This is a genomic window from bacterium (assembly GCA_035370465.1).
GTDB lineage: Bacteria > Ratteibacteria > UBA8468 > B48-G9 > JAFGKM01 > JAGGVW01.
The window spans coordinates 1-18,248 of sequence record DAOOVW010000020.1 but is presented as its reverse complement, the minus strand read 5'-3'; the positions used below and the strand labels follow the sequence as shown (position 1 = coordinate 18,248).

The following is an 18,248-nucleotide window of genomic DNA, read 5'->3' as shown; positions in this document are numbered from 1 at the left end:
AATGAAAAAAATAGTTCTTTCATCAGAAGAGATAAAAAAAATAGAAGATGAAACAGAAAAAAAGTATGGTATAATAAAACTAATTTTAATGGAAAATGCTGGTAGATGTGTAAGTGAGGAAACAAAAAAAATTATTAAAAATAAAAAGAGAAAAATTGAAATTTTTTGTGGGAAAGGAAATAATGGTGGAGATGGATTTGTTACTGCAAGGTATCTTTTTAATGGGGGATTTGATGTTGATGTTTTTTATATTCCAGAAGAAAATAAATTTTCGGAAATTACAAAAAGAAATTTTGTAATTTTGAAAAATTTGGGAGTTAAAATTTTTTCAGTTGAAAATAAATTTAAAAGTGTGTTAAAATACAAAAAATGTGATTTAATTATAGATGCAATTCTTGGAACAGGCATTAGTGGAATGGTAAATGACCAGGTAAGAGAAATAGTAGAATATATAAATGAAAAAGTTGCTTATAAAATTTGTGTTGATGTTCCATCTGGATTGAATGCCGATACCGGAGATGTCTGTGGAGTGGCAGTAAAAGGTAATTTAACTGTATCCTTAGGTTTTGGGAAAAAAGGTTTTTATATGAATGAAGGTCCTGCTTATTGTGGTAAAATAAAAATTGTTGATATTGGATTTCCAAAATTTTACTATGAAAACAAATAAATTATTTATTGGTTTTTTATTTATTTTTTTTAGTTTTTATCTTTTTTCTGCTGAATTAGATACAAATGTGGTTAAGTATGGCACTTCTTCCGATAAAATAAATTTTATTAATAAAGTTTTAAGTAAAGGTGATAAAACATACCTTCCTGATATTGCAAAATTACTTGATGATAAAGATGAAATCGTTAGGAGTAAAGTAGCATATACCTTATGGAAAATAGGTGATTCAACCTGTGTTGATTACTATAAAAAGGGATTAGAAGATAGTTATTGGCAGGTAAGATATTATTCAATAAGAGGTCTTGTAGAATTTGCTTCTGGAGAAGAAATATTGCAGTTTCATAAAGCACTTGATGACTCTTACTGGCAGGTAAGATATTATGCTGCTTCTGGAATTGGTAAATATGGGAATTCTGACTCTATTGATGTTCTTGTTAGAAAGATAAATGATAATAAAGAAAAAGTAAAAGAGGAAATTCTCTGGTCATTAACAAGATTGATGTGGAAGGCAGAAAATAGAGAGAAATTTAAAAATCTTCCTGATTCTGATGTTCAAAATATTTATAATTTGCTTAAAAGCAATAATGTATTTCTTAAAATAAGGACAATATACCTTATTGAAAGTACAGAAGATAGTCGTGGTATTTCTTATTTAACAAATGCGTTAGATGATGAAAATGATGAGGTTAAAATAAGAAGTGTATGGGCTCTTGAGAAGTTAAAAGCGACAGATGCAGCAGATAAAATTGAATCATTGCTTGCTGCCCCATCGGTAAAAGTAAAAATAGAAAGTATAAAAACGCTTGTTAGATTGAAGACAGAAGAAGGATTAGAAGGAATATTAAAAGGATTAAATGACCCTGATGAATCGGTAAGAATATATTCTTTATGGGCTCTTGAAAAGTTTAGAAATGTATCAACTTATCCTGAAATTGTAAATGCACTTGGTGATAATTCACAAAGTGTAATGGAATATGCAATAAAAATTATTGAAAATATAAAAGACACTGCTTTTATTCCTGCACTTGAAAAATTTGTTGATGATGAAAACAATTCAATAAATTCGCGTCTATCGGCTTTGAATTTAATTGGTAAAGTTGGAGATGAAAGTGTAAAAAATTATCTTATTGAGAAAACAAAAGACCCTAACCAGTTAATAAGATATGGGGCAATTGTTGCATTTTCACTTTTGGACATGTTTGATGTTCAATATTTAGAAATACTTTCTTATCATGAAAAAAATGAGACATGTGGAAGAGTAAAAGAAGAAAGCAGAAAAATTTTAAGAGATGTTGTGAATAAATTAAATGAAAAAATTAAAAGTTCTAACCCAAGTGATAGAAAATTTGTAATTGATATAGTGGATGCAATTATTCAAACAGACGAAGTTAAACATTTAATTTATAAAATGCTTTTGAGTAATTATTCTGATGTTAAAAATAAAGCAATTGAAGTTGTTCTGAGAAAACCAGAAAGATTTTTTGCCAAAGGAATAAAGGATGCATTATTGGACTCAGATATTGAAACAAGAAAGATATCTACACTTGCAATTGGAGAAATTGGAGATAAGACAGCAATACCAATTCTTCAAAAAAATTTAAAACACAATGACCCTGAATTACAACTTTATTCTGCCTATTCTCTTGCAAAAATGGGGCAAAAGGATGTTTTCCCATATGCTATGAAGTTTATTAATAGTTCTAATCCACAATACAGGAAAAAAGCAGCGGAAATTTTTGGGTATATCAAAGATAAAAGAAGTATAGGATTACTTTTACAGGCATTAGAAGATGAAGAACTTGATGTTAAACTTGCAGCATCTTACTCTCTATCAAAAATGGGTGAAATAAAGGGAATTGAATTTCTTGTTAGAATATCTGAAGAAAATATTGAACCATTAAGAAGCCAAGCAAATAGGTATTTAAATGATAGTTCAATACCATTATCTTTAAGGGGGAAAATACCTCAAATAAGACAAGCACTTTATAAAGAAAAACTTGGAATTCAAGAGGTTACAGAAAAAATTATATATGCTCATAGGATAGAAGGTACAATCAATATAGATGGAAAGGATGATGATAAATACTGGGATATGGTAAAAATGAGTAATGAATTTATACTCATTGAAAAAGAAAAAGTCCCTTATAATATCCAGACAAAGGTTGCAGTTGGCTATGATGAGAAAAATTTATATTTTCTTATAATTTGTGAAGACCAGGGAAGCAGAGAAATAACTTTAAATACAAGGGATTTTATAACAATTTCTATAGCCCCGTATAATTCTAAAGGGCAATGGTATCAATTTGTTCTTCATCCAATGGGCTTAATTAGATATTCCTATATCTGGAAATTTTATACAGATAATGACAAGGAGAAAAATTGGCAATCAAACTGGATTGCTAAAAGTAATGTAGAATCAAATAGATGGATTGCAGAAATTTCTATTCCTTTGAGTGAATTTGAGATAAACGAAATAAAAAATGGAGATAAATGGCGCATAAATTTTCTAAGGGAAATAGAAAATAGATCAACTTCAACTTGGACAGGGAGAATAGATATCCCTGAACAATTTGGTATTATGCTTTTTAAGGAGTCGTTATGAAAAAATTTCTATTTTTGTTTTTCTTATTTTCTTTTATTTGTTTTTCAAGTGAGTGGTATGAGAAAAATAAAAATATTCTTGTTGTATTCCCTGATTACATAAAAAATTATTTAAAAAAAGCAGATGAATTTGATACAAAAGGTATGACTTCTTATGCTGATTATTATCTTCGTCTTACAGAAACAAAAATACAATCTGTTTTACCATTTTCTCCTTCTAATTGGCCAAATGGTTGGCCCCAGGATAGAGAAGCAATGAAATATTTGAAATATGCAACTCCAGATGCATATTTATACAGAATAATTGGTGATTATGCTCTTTCTCATAATAAAAATAAAGAGGGTATAAAGTACCTTCAAATGTATCTTTCAAAATGTATAATTCCAGATACTACTTATATGATGAAACTTGCAACTATTTATCAAAAAGAAAATATGTTAAGAGATGCAGAAGGTATTTATGAAGAAATTAGAAATGTAGTTGAGACAAAAAATTTCTTTGGTGAAAAATATTCTGTTTCCTATCTTACGAGTAAAATAAAAAATATTCAATTATTACTGAAAAATACAAATATACTTACTTTAAATGTTAGTTATAATAATGTACCTGATTTTTTAAAGAGTGATTTTCAGGATTTATTCCTTGGGATATTTAAGGAAGAAGTAAAGAACATAAATTTAATAACAAATGAACAACTTAAAAAAGTATTAGAAGAGGAAAACATTACAGAAGAAGATATTGGTGATGAAGAAGACCTTTCCTATGTTGCAAAAATTTTAAATGCTGATTATGTTATAAAACCACTCCTTTCAAGAATTGAATCACAATATATTTTCGAAATAAATGTTTTTGACCCAAAGAAAAAAATATTTTTTGAAAATTATGAATTCAAAGCAGATGATATTAGATTTTTGCCAAATATTATAGAAAGATTTTGTTATAAGTTTCAGGAAAAAGATATTCCTGGTTTTCTTTATATACCTGAAAATCAACTTATATGGTCATTTGAAGCAGATAGTTTAATATCTGATATAAAAATTTCAGATGATGGAAAAAGAACAATATTAGGAACTGAAGGAGGTTATGTTTATATTCTTTCTGATAAAGGAAATATTATTAGAAAATTATCTTTTCCAGAGAAAATTGTTAAAGTTGCTGTTTCCCCTGATGGACAATATTTCTCTTTTTATTGTTTAGGCGGGAATATCTACTTTTTAAATAAATATGGAACTGTTTTATGGAATAAAAAATTAAACAATTATGGAAGAGGAATTGATATTTCAAAAGATGGAAGGTTTCTTGTAATTGGTGTAAATAATAATGTCTATTATGTTGATAACAATGGTGAAATTTTCTGGGATTTAGAAGTTAGTAAAAATATAGATATTATAAAAATTTCCTCTGATGCCCATTGGGTTTTTGCTGGACTTGAAAATGGTGTTGTTTGTTGTTTTTCTGATGATGGAAATGAAAGATGGAGAAAAAATGTTGAAGGGAAAATAGAAGATATAAAAATAACTACAGATACAAATTTTATCTGTGTTTCAACAAAAAAAGGACAAATTTATCTTTTTAATGGTGATGGAACTTTAATAAAAAATTTTTCTTCTGATGAAGATATTGATTTTGCTATATTTTCTCCTTCTGTTCTGGATATTTTGGGTGGTAAAAAGGGTAACTATTTTTACTTTCTTTCTTATGATAAAAAGGGGTTATGGAAGTATCAACTCCAGGAAAAAATTGACTTTGCTGTTGGGCTTGTTGATGGAAAATTAGTCCAAACAGTTGAAAAAAATAATGTTTTTTCATTTTCAATAAAGTGGCAATAGAATATTACCAGTATTAAAAATTACAAAAGGAGGAAGGAAAAATGGCTAATGTTGGTATTCTTGGAGCAGGTTTTATGGGAGAAATGCATTCAACAGTTTATAGTCAATTGCCGGATGTAAAGATTGTAGGGATTGCTGATATAAGAGGGGAGAAAGCAAAATCACTTGCAAGAAAGTTTAAAACAATACCATATTTCGACCCTGAGCAAATTCTTAAAAAGCCGGATATACAGATTGTTGATGTTTGTCTGCCTACTTTTTTACACAAAGAATATGTTATAAAAGCAGCAGAAAATAAAAAGGATGTTATATGTGAAAAACCGATAGCTCTTACTGTTGAGGATGCAAATGAAATGATAAAAGTTTGTAAAGAAAATAATGTCAAATTTATGGTTGCACAGGTCATTAGATTCTGGCCTGAATATAAATTCTTGAAAGATGCATATGATAGTAAAAGATATGGGGATTTAAAATTAATTTCAATGAGGAGATTATCTCCACTTCCAACATGGGGATGGGAAAATTGGTTGCTTTCACAGGAAAAAAGTGGTGGGGCCCTTGTTGACCTTCATATTCATGATACTGATTTTTTGCTTTATCTTTTAGGAGAAAAACCTAAAAAAATTTTTTCAAAAATAGTTAAAAACTATAATAATGATGCTAATGTACTTACAACTTTTACATTTGGAAATGGGATTGTTGCTCATGCTGATGGTGAATGGGATTTTCCTCCAAGTTTTCCATTTGAAATGAGTTATATTGCAAAATTTGAAAAAGGGACAATTGAGTTTAATTCAAGAAATACTCCAACTGTCGTTGCTTATGGGGCAAATGGGAATGTTGAAAGACCAACTTTTGAAAAAATAAAAGTAGAAGGAATAGAGGGAAATATTGAAGATATGGGAGGGTACTTTTATGAGTTAAGATATTTTATAGACCATGTTATTCATAACAAACCATTTCAGGTAGTAACCCCTGAGGATGCAAGAGATTCTCTTTATGTAGTTCTTAAAGAAAAGGAGTCAGCAGAAAAAGGGCAGGAAATTATTTTATAGGAATATGACAAATAGAGAAAGATGGAGAAGGATTTTTGAGTTTGAAGAAGTTGATAGGATATTCAACTGTGAATTTGGCTGGTGGAATGAGACATTTTTAAAATGGCATAAAGAAGGGCTACCTGAATATATAAATAACAATAATAAAGGAGATATATATTTTAAATTTGATAGGCAAGAAATAATTCCAATCAATCTTGGATTACTACCTTATTTTGAAGAAGAAATAATTGAAGAGACAGGAAGACATATAATTAAAAAAGATAGTTCAGGTAGAATTTTACAGATATTTAAAGATGGTTCTTCATCAATTCCTCATTTTTTAAAATTTCCTGTTGAAAATAGAAATGATTGGAATGAGTTTAAAGAACGACTTCAACCTGATATTGAAAAAAGGTATCCTTCTAGCTGGGAAAGTTTAAAAAAAGAATGGGGAAAAAGGGATTATCCTTTAGGAATAAATGTTGGTAGTTTATTTGGATGGGTTAGGGATTGGATGGGATTTGAGAATTGTCTTATAAGTTTTTATACTCAGCCAGACCTTATAGAAGATATAATGGGATATGTAGCAAATTTTGTTCTTACATTAAATGAAAAGGCACTTGAAGAAGTTAAAGGTATTGACTTTGCATGTTTTTGGGAGGATATGGCATTTAAGACGCAGCCGATGATATCTCCACAACTTTTTGAGAAATTTATGGTTCCAAAATATAAGAAAATAACTTCTAAATTAAAAAAAGAAGAAATAGATGTTGTAATTGTTGATTGTGATGGAAATATAAATCAACTTGTTCCTTTATGGCTTTCTGCTGGGGTAAATGTTATGTTTCCTCTTGAAATAAATAGTGGTTCTGACCCTGTTGTTTTAAGAAAAAAATACGGCAAAAATGTTCTTCTTAAAGGTGGAATTAATAAAATTGCTTTAATTAATGGGGAGAAGTCAATTGATAATGAATTAGAAAGAATAAAGGAGTTTGTTAATTCAGGTGGGTATATACCTCATGTTGACCATAGGGTTCCACCTGATGTGAGTTATGAAAATTATATTTATTATTTAAAAAGAAAAAAAGAAATTTTTAAAATTGATGATTGGGAGATACCTGAATGAAAAGTGGATTTGTTACTATTGTTGGGAGAGTAAATGTTGGTAAATCAACACTTCTAAATAATATACTGAATAAAAAGGTCTCTATTGTTTCTTCAAAACCGGCAACGACAAGAATAAAAATTTTGGGAATTTATAACTGTGAGGAAGGGCAAATTATTTTTATTGATACTCCTGGAATAGAAAAATGGAGAAATCAATTGGGCAAGTTTATGCAAAAAATGATATTAAGTTCAATTGATGAAACAGACATAATTCTTTTTTTAATTGATGCTAAGGGCTGGAGAGAAGAAGATGAAAAAATTCTTGAAGTGTTAAAAAAGACAAATAAAAAAATACTCCTTGTTATAAATAAAATTGATTTACTAAAAGATAAAGAGGAACTTCTACCTTTAATTGATGAACTTAATAAAAAATATGAATTTTTAGATATTGTTCCTATTTCTGCTCTTAAAAAGCAAAATGTTGACCGCCTTATTAAAGTTATAATTTCTCATCTACCAGAAGGAGAAAAGTTTTATCCTTCAGATGTAGATACAAATTTGCCAACTGAATATAAAATAGGTGAAATAATAAGAGAAAAAATTCTTGAAAAAACACATCAGGAAGTTCCACAGGAAGTAGCAGTTGAAGTTGAAGAAATAAGAGAAGGACAGAAAAACAAAGATGTTATTTTTATTAGTGCTAATATAATTGTTGAAAGAGATAATCTTAAAGGAATAATAATAGGGAAGGGCGGAGAAAGAATAAGAAAAATTGGTCAATTGGCAAGAGAAGAAATTGAATTTTTACTCGGGAAAAATGTTTATTTACAACTAAAAGTAAAGGTCATTAAGGACTGGAGAAATAGACCTGATATTTTCAGAAGATTTGGATATGGAATTTTTTGATGTATCTATAATTATTTCTTTTTGCTTTTTCCTGGTTTTTGGGTTTCTATATATTTTTCTGTAAGTTCATCAATTTTCTTACCAACAATATAATTTACAGTGTTTTCAGGATATGTACCATCTTCTTTCATATTCCCTGCTGGAACTCGTGTTAAAATTTCTATCCCTTCATCAATTGTTTTCACAGACCAGATATGAAATTTCCCATTTTTTACTGCTTCAATTACTTCATCATTAAGCATAAGGTTTTTTACATTTTTCTCAGGAATTATAACTCCCTGGTTCCCTGTAAGTCCTATTGATTTACAGGTATAATAAAATCCCTCTATTTTTTCGTTAACACCGCCTATTGGTTGAATTTCTCCTTTTTGATTAACAGAGCCAGTTACTGCTATACCCTGTTTTATTGGAAGTCCTGAAAGAACTGAAAGTAAAACATATAGTTCTGTTGAAGATGCACTATCACCCTCAATTTCCTCATATAATTGTTCAAAACAAATACTGCCAGAAAAAGTAATTGCTTTTTTCTGTCCAAATTTTTCTTTTATATAATTGTTTATAATAAGAAACCCCTTATTATGAATTGTTCCAGCAAGTTTTACTTCTCTATCAATATTTATTACTCCATCTCTTCCAACAGAAATAGTTGCAGTTATTCTTGATGGTTTCCCAAAACTATAATCCCCAAGTGCCATAACAGATAGACCATTTATCTGTCCTATTTTTTCTCCATCAACATCAACCATTATAGTTCCTTCTTTAATCAGTTCTTCAATTCGCTTTTCTATAAGATTAGACCTGTATATTTTTTCTTCAAGTGCTTTTTTCACATGTTCTTTTTTGACAATATTTGAATTTTCTTCTTCTGCCCAGAAATTTGCTTCTCTTATAATATCTGCAATTTCAATAAATCTTGTTGTTAACTTTTCCTGGTCTTCTACCAATCTTGAACCATATTCAATTACTTTTGCAACTGCTTCTTTATCAAATGGTTTTAAATTTTCTTCATTACAGATTTTGCTTATGAAAGATGTATAACTTTCTATTCCTTCTTTATTTCTATCCATAATTGTACTGAAATCTGCTTTTACTTTGAAAAGTTTTTTCATATCTTCGTCATAATAATAAAGGAGGTAATAATACAATGGGTTTCCTATAAGAATTACCTTTGTATCAAATGGTATTGGTTCGGGTCTTAAAGTTGGGGTATTTATTAGACGAAATTGTTCATTAAGGTCTTCAATTATTATTTGTTTATTTTTGAGTGCCCTTTTTAATATTTCCCATGAGAAATAATTTTTAAGAACATCAAAAACCTGAAGAATTAAGTATCCACCATTTGCTTTATGTAAAGCCCCTGGTTTTATCATTGTAAAGTCAGTAATCATTGCTCCAAACTGAGGTCTATATTCAATTCTTCCACACAAATTATAGCAGGTTGGATTTGTTTCTTCTATTATTGGGGCACCTTTCGTTTTTGAATTATCAATAAGAACATTTACACTATATTTAAAAAGGGTTGATTCTCTTTCTGGTAATTTCATCCCGGGTAGTATTTCAATTTCTTTTTTTTCTTTAAATTCGTCAACATTTTCGACAATATCTTTTTCAAGTTCATCTAAGTAATCAATTACATATTTCTGGATAGAATATTTTTCTTTAAGTTCCCCTATTTTTGGTGACAGAATATATTTTGCCGTTTCTTTTTCAAGTTGTGATAATCTTGTCTTTGTTTCTTTTTCAAATTGTCTTATCTGTCTTAAAATTTCATCTAATTGTTCGTAAAGAATTTCTTGTTTTTTCTTTATTTCTTCTTTAAACTGCTCTGTTAATTGTTCTATTTCTGCTTCATTAAGTGGTTTTCCCTCAATTGTTGGGATGAATAAAATTCCTGATGGAGTTCGTTTTATTTGGAATCCTGCTTTTTTTGCTGATTCCTCAAGTTGGTCAAAAAGTTTATCGCTTTTATTTTGAAAGTCCTTAAGTATCTGGTTTTTATGTGCAACATAAACTTCTCCTTCAAAGACCCTTGAAAATTCAAGTTTCAGGTCATTTATTAGCCCTTCTATATCTTTTTTAAAAATATTTGCTTTTCCTGGTGGAAATCTCAGTGATTTTGGATTATCGGGGGATGTAAAATTATAAACATAAACCCAATCATCTGGCACTGGTTGATTTTCAGCCAGTAGTTTTATTATTTGCTCAACAGATGTCGTTTTTCCTGTACCTGGAATTCCTGAAACATATATGTTATATCCAGTACTTTTTATTTTTAGACCAAATTCTAATGCCCTTTTTGCTCTTTCCTGTCCAATAATATCTTCTGGTGGATTTACCTGTTGTGTGGATTCAAATTTGAAATAATCAGATGGACACTCCTTTCTTAACTTCTCAATCGGGACTTTATATTTTTCCATAATTTTTCCTTTTAAGTATTAAGTGTTATAATTACTGATATATTATAGATATAAAAAAGTAATAAGTCAAAAAAAGGAGAGGGAATTGGTCAGTATATCATTAAAAGAAGAAGTTGTAATTGTAACTGGTGGATGTTTAGGAATTGGAAAAAGTATATCTTTGAAATTGAGAGAAGCAGAAGCATTTGTAGTTATTGCAGATATAAATGAAAAAATTGGGAAAGAAATGGAAAAGGAGTTTGGAGGAGAAAATATTTATTTTGTCAAAGTGGATGTGACGAAAAAAGATGAAATAGAAGAAATGGTAAAAATTGTTAAGGAAAAATATGGGAAAATAGATGCTCTTGTAAATAATGCTGGCATAAATACTCCAAGATTGCTTGTTGACCCTGATGGGAAAGAAGAAGTTACAGAAGATATTTTTGATAAGATGGTTGCAGTTAATCAAAAAGGGGCATTTTTTTGTGCACAGGCAGTCGCAAGAGAAATGATTAAAAATAAAAAAGGAGTTATTTTAAATGTATCTTCTGAAAGTGGACTTGAAGGTTCAGAAGGGCAGAGTGTTTATGCGGGTACAAAAGCATCTTTATACTCATATACAAGGAGTTGGGCAAAAGAATTAGGAAAATTTAATATAAGAGTGGTAGGTATAGCACCTGGTATACTAGAACCAACCTCTTTAAGAACACCTGAATATGAAAGGTCACTTGCATATACAAGAGGAATAACAGTTGAACAATTAAGAAAAAGTTATGAAAATGTTTCTATTCCCTTGGGAAGAGTTGGAAAACTTGAAGAAGTTGCAAATGTGGTTTTATTTCTTCTTTCTGATATGGCAAGTTATATAACTGGAACAGTCATAAATATATCAGGTGGAAAATCAAGGGCATAAATGATAAAAAAACAACAAATATCATCAGAAACAATTAAAAGGTTGGCTGTCTATTTAAGATATTTGGAAAAACTATACAGAGAGGGTGTTAAAATTATTTCTTCTTCACATATTTCAAAAATATTAAATATTCCATCATCTCAATTCAGAAAAGACCTATCTTTTTTTGGTGAATTTGGTAAAAGAGGTGTTGGATATGATATAGGAAAGTTAATAAGAGAAATAAAAAAAATTATAGGCATAGATGAGAAAATTAGGGTTATTATTATTGGAGTTGGGAGATTGGGTTCTGCTCTAATTGGTTATCCTGGATTTTCTGATTTAAATATTGAAATATCTGGTGCTTTTGATAAAAGCCCAGAAAAAGTCGGGAAAAAAATTGAAAATATTATAATAAGAAATATCTCAGGAATTGGTGAATTTATTAAAAAAGAAAAAATTAAAGTTGCTGTTATCTGTGTTCCAGCAAACCAGGCGCAAAATGTTTGTGATATCCTTGTAGAAAATAGTATTAAGGGAATACTAAATTTTGCTCCGGTAAAACTTTTAGCGAATGAGAATATCTCTATAAGTAATGTTGATGTGGCTTCTGAAATATGTAATCTTATTTATTTACTTAAAAATTCTTATGCGAAATCACAGTGAAAAATGAATTGACAGGAAATGAATGTAGTTATAGAATTTAAGGAAGGTAAAAAAATGGGGAAAATAGAAATTTATGATACTACTTTGAGAGATGGTTCACAGGCAGAAGGGGTTTCATTTACTCTTGAAGATAAAATTAAAGTTGCAGAGATTCTTGATGATTTTGGTATTGACTTTATTGAAGGTGGCTGGCCTGGTTCAAATCCAAAAGATATAAGTTTTTTTGAAAAAATAAGGAGAAAAAATTTTAAAAAAAGTAAAATAGTTGCATTTGGAAGTACAAGAAGAAAAAATTGTCAGGCAGAAAAAGACCCATTTTTGAAAAAATTACTTGAGAGTGAAACAGAATACATAACAATTTTCGGTAAATCATGGGATTTACATGTAACTGATATTTTAAGGATTTCATTGGACGAAAATTTAAGGATGATAGAAGATACAATAAAGTATTTTAGTTCAATGGGAAGAAAAGTTTTTTTTGATGCTGAACACTTTTTTGATGGGTATAAAAGAAACTCTGAATATGCTTTAAAAACAATTAAGGTGGCAGAACAATTTGGTGCAGAAAGAATTATTTTATGTGATACAAATGGTGGAACTCTTCCATTTGAAATTGAAAAAATAATAAAAGATATAAAAGGGAAAATTAAAATTCCACTTGGTATTCATACTCATAATGATTCAGGAGTTGCTGTTGCAAATTCTATTGTTGCAGTAAAAGAAGGATGTATTCAGGTTCAGGGGACAATGAACGGTCTTGGAGAAAGGTGTGGGAATACAGACCTTACTTCAATTATTCCAATTCTTCAATTCAAAATGGGCTATAAGTGTATTGAAGAAAATAAATTGCCATTTTTGACAGAAATATCAAGGAAAATATATGAACTTGCAAATATGGTGCCAGTAAATAATCAACCATTTGTTGGACTTTCATCTTTTTCTCATAAAGGTGGAGTTCATATAGATGCAGTTAGTAAAAGGTCAGAAGCATATGAACATATAGACCCTTCTTTAATTGGAAATAAAAGGAAATTTCTTATTTCTGAACTTTCAGGGAAAAGTACTATTTTACAAAAATTAAAGGGTTATGATATTGAAAAGAGACCTGAATTGGTAAAGAAAATACTTGATATGGTTGGAGAACTTGAAAATACTGGATATCAATTTGAAAGTGCGGAAGGTAGTTTTGAATTAATGGTAAGTAAATCGTTAGGAAAATTTGAGAAGTTTTTTCAGGTAGAGGGTTTTAGGGTAATTGTTGAGAAAAGAGGGAAAAGGGTAATATCAGAAGCAACCGTAAAAATAAAATTAGATAGAAGTATTGAATTAACTGCAAGTGAAGGAAATGGTCCTGTAAATGCCCTAGATAATGCTTTAAGAAAGGCAATAGAAAAAATATATCCTGAAATAAAAAATTTAAAATTGACTGATTATAGAGTTAGAATTTTACATCCTGAAAGAGCAACAGGTGCTTTAACGAGAGTTATAATACAATCAGTTGATGAAAAGGATAGTTGGGGGACAATAGGTGTTTCCACAGATATAATTGAAGCATCATGGAATGCTCTTCTTGATAGTTTTGAGTATAAACTATACAAAGACAAAAAACAGCAAATATAAAAATAAAAAAATATTTAAATAAAAAAAAGATATATCTGTTGCTAATTTTGATGATATTTTTCTTTCCGCAATTATAAAATCCCAACTAACAACAGTACATCAGCCGTTTGATAAAATTGCCTCTATTGGGTGGGAAAGATTAATTAGATGGATTGAAGGGAAAATTAAAAAAGCAGAATAGATTTTAATTGAACCAGAGATAATAATAAGGAGAGTGCATGACAAAAGATTATTTTCATAATATCTATGGATGCTGGTTAGGGAAAAATATAGGTGGAAGTATAGGATGTCCTATTGAAGGGAAGAAGGACTTTATGAGTTTGCCTTATAAATATCCAGAAGAAATATTTGCAAATGACGATATAGATTTACAATTAGTTTGGTTAGATATCTTAAAGAAGAAAGGAATAAAAATAACAACAGATGATTTAGCAGATGGATGGATTAGAAACATAGATTATCCTTTTGATGAATATGGGGTAGCAAAGGCGAATTTATCACTAGGACTTAAACCACCAATAACAGGGATTTATAATAACTGGTTTTGTAATTGTATGGGAGCATCAATAAGGAGTGAAATATGGGCATGTATAAATCCGGGAAGACCAGAAGTTGCTGGCTGGTATGCCTATCAGGATGCTTCTGTTGACCACTGGAATGAAGGTGTTTATGGTGAGGTATTTTTATCTGTTTTAGAATCAATTACTTTTGTTGAAAAAGATATTGAAAAAGCAATAAATAAAGCAATAGAGTTTCTTCCAGAAACTTCAAATGTCTATAATGTTGTTAAACTTACGCAATTACTTGAAAAAGAAGGAAGAAGTTTGAAAGAAATAAGAGAAAAAATAATTGAGAAATTTGGACATCATAATTTTACTGATTGTGTTCAGAATATTGGATTTATAGTTCTCGGACTATTAAAGGGACAAGGGAATTTTTTAAAGACAATAATAGAGAGTGTAAATTGTGGATATGATACTGATTGTACAGGAGCAACGGCAGGAGCAATAATAGGGATAATAGTTGGGAAAGAAGAGATAATAAAACAGGTAAAAACAAAAATTGACGAGCGAATAATTGCTGGATGGGGAATAAAGGGAATTAAAGTACCAGAAAATATAAATGAATTATCAAACGAGATAGTAGAAATTGAGGAAAAGGCAATACAGGAAAAGGGACTACCAATGATAGAAAAACCATTTAAATTACCTGAAATAGAGAGTTATGCAAAACCACTAAAAATTCCATTTCAAATTTCAGAAGAATTTTCCTTAAATGGAATTGATGAAATTGAAAAAAAAATATTGGATGGGAAATATAAAAATTATAAAGAAGTTATTTTTGATGAATTTTATTTCCCATTAAAAAATTATTTCAAAAATAATGGACAGGTGTGTATATTTTTGAAGACAAAAATAAAAAATAAAGAAAAAAGAAAAATTAAATTATTTCCATCAAGTAATGATGGAATAAAAATGTGGGTTGATAAAAAACTTGTTCTTTCTCATCATTATCATAATGATTTTTTACCAGCGCCGCATAGACCGGGCAGCCCACTTATTGAATTTGAATTAGATAAAGGGGTGTATGAAATTTTGATAGAAGTTTTAAAATGCAGAGATGATTTAGAGTTTGCGTGGATAATAGGTGATGGAAAAAATCATTTAGTTGTTGATATGGAATATGAAAGACACATATTTTAGCGTCCAGATGTTTTGTGGCGGGAGTGGGTAAGGGAAGATTTAAGAAAAGTGCAAAGTGTAAAACGTACCTTTTGATGTCCGCTAAAGTTTTTTGGAGGATTAAAAAAACAAAAAGAAAGGGAAGTGATAAAAGCGGCGGAATAGATATTGAATAAAAAGATGGGTTTTGATATGATTTAGGAAGAACAAAAGAAAAATCGGACATTTTTAAAAGTCCGTTTTAAAATATTTTTGATAATTAAATTTGGTGGCTAAAATCGAATATAACTCTTTATAATAAATCAGAGATAGTTGTTGAATACAATTTATATGATAATTTGCCATATCTTGAAATAAATGGGAAAGTTAATTGGCAGGAAAAAAAGAAGTTTTTAAAAATATCTTTACCAGTTAACCTTAAAAATCAGAGAATTTTTTGTGAAATACCCATGTCTTTTGTGGAAAGAAAAGATGATGGCGAAGAACATCCATTTCAACGATGGATAAAAATATCCGGGGACTTTAAAAATGAGAAATATGGAATATGTGTAATAAATGATGGTTTTTATGGATATGACTTTGATGGAAAAGAATTAAGATTAAGCATTTTAAGGAGTCCAAGATTTGCTTACCATCATTCCTTAAATACCTTAGGAAAAGAAAAAATTTTAAAAGAAAGTGATTACATAGATAATGGAATAAATAGATTTAAATTATGGTTAATTCCTTACAAAAACGATAATATAAATCCTTCAAAATATGCAACATTTCTAAATAAAGAAATAGAGTATATTTTACCTCTATCTCACAAAGGAATTTTACCTTCTGAAAATTCCTTTGTTAAAGTTGAAAAAGAAAATATAATTGTAGAAGTTTTAAAAAAAGGAGAAGATGGGAATTTTTTGATATTAAGGGCTTATGAAACATCTGGGAAACTAACAGAAACAAATTTGGAAATTTTTGGCAAGAAGTACAGGGTAAATTTTGGTAAATTTGAAATCAAAACATTAAAAATAAAAGATAACAAAATAACCGAAGTCAACCTTCTTGAAAAATAAATGTATCTTGGAATTGATTTAGGAACAAGTAAAATAGCAGTGGTTTTATATAATGAAAAAGAAAATAAAATAATTTTTTCTTCTTCTTATGCTCATAATGCACTGAAAATAAAAGACAAATTCTATGAAATAGATCCAGAAAAAATTAAAAGAATATGTTTTGATATTTTTAAAAACATACCTTACAAAAAGGAAATAAAAGGAATTGGAATTTCAACTCAAATGCATGGTTGTCTAATAGTAGATAAAAATTTCAACCCCCTTACTCCCTTAATAACATGGGAGGATAAAAGAACCCTTTTATCTTTCAAATATAATAAAACTTACATTGAATACATAAAAGATATCTGTAAAAATATAGAAAATACTGGGACAACAATTTCTACTGGATTTATGGGAGCGACTATTTTTTATCTTAAAGAAAATAACCCAGATTTATTCAGAAAAGAAAATAAAGTATGTTTTCTTGGCGATTATATTGCGTCTTGCCTTACAAAAGAAAAGATAAAAACAGATATAACCTGTGCTGGTTCAAGTGGAATTTTTGACATAGTAAAGAAAGAGTGGCTATGGAATACAATTGAGAAGTTAAAAATACCAAAATATATATTTCCAGAAGTTGTAGAAACAGGAGAGATATTAGGAACAATAAACAAAAAGGTTGCAAAAGAATTAGGTATAAACGAAAAATGTAGGGTAGCAGTTAGTATAGGAGATAATCAGGCATCTATATTAGGATGTGCCGGATACCTGAAAAATAAACTTGTTTTAAACATAGGAACTGGAAGTCAAATATCAAAAAATATTGGAAATTATAAAGAGATAAAATATTGTGACACAAGATATTTTATAAAAAATAAGTATATTGTAGTAGGAGCAGGACTATCAGGAGGAAAGACATTAAAAATTTTAGAAAAATTTTTAAAGGAAGTTGGAGGAAAAATTTTTAATAAAAAGGAGCCCTCTCTTTATAAAAAAATGCATAAAATTGCAGAAAAAAATAAAAGCAATAATATAATAACGGGGACATTTTTTTCTGGTTCAAGGATTTTTCCTGAAATAAAAGGTTTCATAATAAATTTAAGTGAAGAGAACTTTAAATTAGAGAACTTTATTTTTTCTTTTTATTTAGGAGTTATATTTGAACTTTATTTTTATTACAAGAATATAGGTGGGAATAAGGAAGAGAAAATTATAGGCAGTGGAAATGGGTTCAGGAAAAATCCCCTATTTGCTAAAATATCTTCTTCAATTTTTAATCTTCCCGTTTCGATTCCACTTACAAAAGAAGAAGCAGCAACAGGAACATGTTTAGTTATTGCTGAAAAACTTAGTGGTATTGATATAGAAGAATTTATAAGAGACAATACAAATAGAGATGTTTATTATCCAGATAAAAACTTAAAATATTTACAACAACTGTATGATACCTACGAAGACACAATAAAGAACCTAACAAAAATTTTTTAATTATTGCCTATTACCCAAGATCGACGATTCTTGATATTATAGAACCATAAAACCCTAATAAAATCAAGTATTTTGGCAATTTTGTTATATTTATTTTTTCTATGTCGTCAAGTCAACTTCGCCACTCAAAAATGAAAAATCCTTATTTCATACGGGTTTCTGCAAATATGTAGTGAAATGTAGTGAACAAATTAAAATCTCTTTAACCCCTTTATTTACAAGTGTTTTCATAATTGCCAAAAATGAAATGGCGAACTTGACTTGTCAAGAATTTAAATAAAATATATTCTACACTTCAAGTAAAAATAACAGAACA

Annotated in this window: 13 protein-coding genes; 12 read left to right on the top strand and 1 reads right to left on the bottom strand. The window is 29.0% G+C overall.

The genetic code is table 11. The features are described 5' to 3' along the window. Window position 1: 1 nt before the first annotated feature. The 6 genes from PLW95_04160 to era are packed head-to-tail and all read left to right on the top strand — an operon-like array spanning window position 2 to window position 8,148. Window positions 2-667, top strand: a complete 666-nt coding sequence (locus PLW95_04160) for an NAD(P)H-hydrate epimerase (GenBank protein ID HOV21857.1) — start codon at window positions 2-4, stop codon at window positions 665-667. After that, the gene (locus PLW95_04155; protein ID HOV21856.1) at window positions 654-3,269 is read left to right on the top strand and encodes a HEAT repeat domain-containing protein; all 2,616 of its coding nucleotides are present in this window, start codon (window positions 654-656) and stop codon (window positions 3,267-3,269) included. The genes PLW95_04160 and PLW95_04155 overlap by 14 nt, the downstream gene beginning before the upstream one ends. Continuing rightward, a complete protein-coding gene (locus PLW95_04150) occupies window positions 3,266-5,098 on the top strand; it encodes a PQQ-binding-like beta-propeller repeat protein (protein HOV21855.1) in 1,833 nt (610 codons plus the stop codon). Before PLW95_04155 ends, PLW95_04150 begins: the two co-directional genes overlap by 4 nt. 41 nt (window positions 5,099-5,139) lie before the next feature. Next, on the top strand, window positions 5,140-6,153 hold the full coding sequence (locus PLW95_04145; protein ID HOV21854.1) for a Gfo/Idh/MocA family oxidoreductase: 1,014 nt from the start codon (window positions 5,140-5,142) through the stop codon (window positions 6,151-6,153). A gap of 4 nt (window positions 6,154-6,157) precedes the next feature. Beyond that, window positions 6,158-7,261: a uroporphyrinogen decarboxylase family protein gene (locus PLW95_04140; protein ID HOV21853.1), complete on the top strand. Its 1,104-nt coding sequence runs from the start codon at window positions 6,158-6,160 to the stop codon at window positions 7,259-7,261. Then, window positions 7,258-8,148 (top strand): GTPase Era, encoded by an 891-nt coding sequence (era, locus tag PLW95_04135; protein HOV21852.1) that lies wholly within the window; start codon window positions 7,258-7,260, stop codon window positions 8,146-8,148. Before PLW95_04140 ends, era begins: the two co-directional genes overlap by 4 nt. Window positions 8,149-8,159: 11 nt before the next feature. On the opposite strand, the gene PLW95_04130 is transcribed toward era, so the two are convergent. Then, complete coding sequence (locus tag PLW95_04130; protein ID HOV21851.1) at window positions 8,160-10,565, bottom strand: ATP-binding protein; 2,406 nt, start codon at window positions 10,563-10,565, stop codon at window positions 8,160-8,162. A gap of 85 nt (window positions 10,566-10,650) precedes the next feature. On the opposite strand from PLW95_04130, the gene PLW95_04125 reads away from it, so the two are divergent. From PLW95_04125 to PLW95_04100, 6 genes are all read left to right on the top strand, one after another. Beyond that, window positions 10,651-11,457: a sorbitol-6-phosphate dehydrogenase subunit gene (locus tag PLW95_04125; protein ID HOV21850.1), complete on the top strand. Its 807-nt coding sequence runs from the start codon at window positions 10,651-10,653 to the stop codon at window positions 11,455-11,457. Next, complete coding sequence (locus PLW95_04120) at window positions 11,458-12,102, top strand: redox-sensing transcriptional repressor Rex (GenBank protein HOV21849.1); 645 nt, start codon at window positions 11,458-11,460, stop codon at window positions 12,100-12,102. A 54-nt stretch (window positions 12,103-12,156) separates the two neighbouring features. Next, the gene (gene cimA / locus PLW95_04115) at window positions 12,157-13,722 is read left to right on the top strand and encodes a citramalate synthase (GenBank protein HOV21848.1); all 1,566 of its coding nucleotides are present in this window, start codon (window positions 12,157-12,159) and stop codon (window positions 13,720-13,722) included. 218 nt (window positions 13,723-13,940) lie between these two features. Next, window positions 13,941-15,425: an ADP-ribosylglycohydrolase family protein gene (locus PLW95_04110; protein HOV21847.1), complete on the top strand. Its 1,485-nt coding sequence runs from the start codon at window positions 13,941-13,943 to the stop codon at window positions 15,423-15,425. 263 nt (window positions 15,426-15,688) lie between these two features. After that, entirely contained in the window at window positions 15,689-16,462 is a 774-nt protein-coding gene (locus PLW95_04105; GenBank protein HOV21846.1) for a glycoside hydrolase family 38 C-terminal domain-containing protein, read from the top strand. Then, window positions 16,463-17,932 (top strand): FGGY family carbohydrate kinase, encoded by a 1,470-nt coding sequence (locus PLW95_04100; protein HOV21845.1) that lies wholly within the window; start codon window positions 16,463-16,465, stop codon window positions 17,930-17,932. Window positions 17,933-18,248: the final 316 nt, after the last annotated feature.

What these genes read in the sequence shown, in the direction of transcription:
- PLW95_04100 (HOV21845.1), top strand. Translation starts at nt 16,463, where the DNA reads ATGTATCTTGGAATTGATTTAGGAACAAGTAAAATAGCAGTGGTTTTA.
- PLW95_04120 (HOV21849.1), top strand. Translation starts at nt 11,458, where the DNA reads ATGATAAAAAAACAACAAATATCATCAGAAACAATTAAAAGGTTGGCT.
- era (HOV21852.1), top strand. Translation starts at nt 7,258, where the DNA reads ATGAAAAGTGGATTTGTTACTATTGTTGGGAGAGTAAATGTTGGTAAA.
- PLW95_04160 (HOV21857.1), top strand. Translation starts at nt 2, where the DNA reads ATGAAAAAAATAGTTCTTTCATCAGAAGAGATAAAAAAAATAGAAGAT.
- PLW95_04130 (HOV21851.1), bottom strand. Translation starts at nt 10,565, where the DNA reads ATGGAAAAATATAAAGTCCCGATTGAGAAGTTAAGAAAGGAGTGTCCA.
- PLW95_04150 (HOV21855.1), top strand. Translation starts at nt 3,266, where the DNA reads ATGAAAAAATTTCTATTTTTGTTTTTCTTATTTTCTTTTATTTGTTTT.
- PLW95_04145 (HOV21854.1), top strand. Translation starts at nt 5,140, where the DNA reads ATGGCTAATGTTGGTATTCTTGGAGCAGGTTTTATGGGAGAAATGCAT.
- PLW95_04140 (HOV21853.1), top strand. Translation starts at nt 6,158, where the DNA reads ATGACAAATAGAGAAAGATGGAGAAGGATTTTTGAGTTTGAAGAAGTT.
- cimA (HOV21848.1), top strand. Translation starts at nt 12,157, where the DNA reads ATGGGGAAAATAGAAATTTATGATACTACTTTGAGAGATGGTTCACAG.
- PLW95_04155 (HOV21856.1), top strand. Translation starts at nt 654, where the DNA reads ATGAAAACAAATAAATTATTTATTGGTTTTTTATTTATTTTTTTTAGT.
- PLW95_04110 (HOV21847.1), top strand. Translation starts at nt 13,941, where the DNA reads ATGACAAAAGATTATTTTCATAATATCTATGGATGCTGGTTAGGGAAA.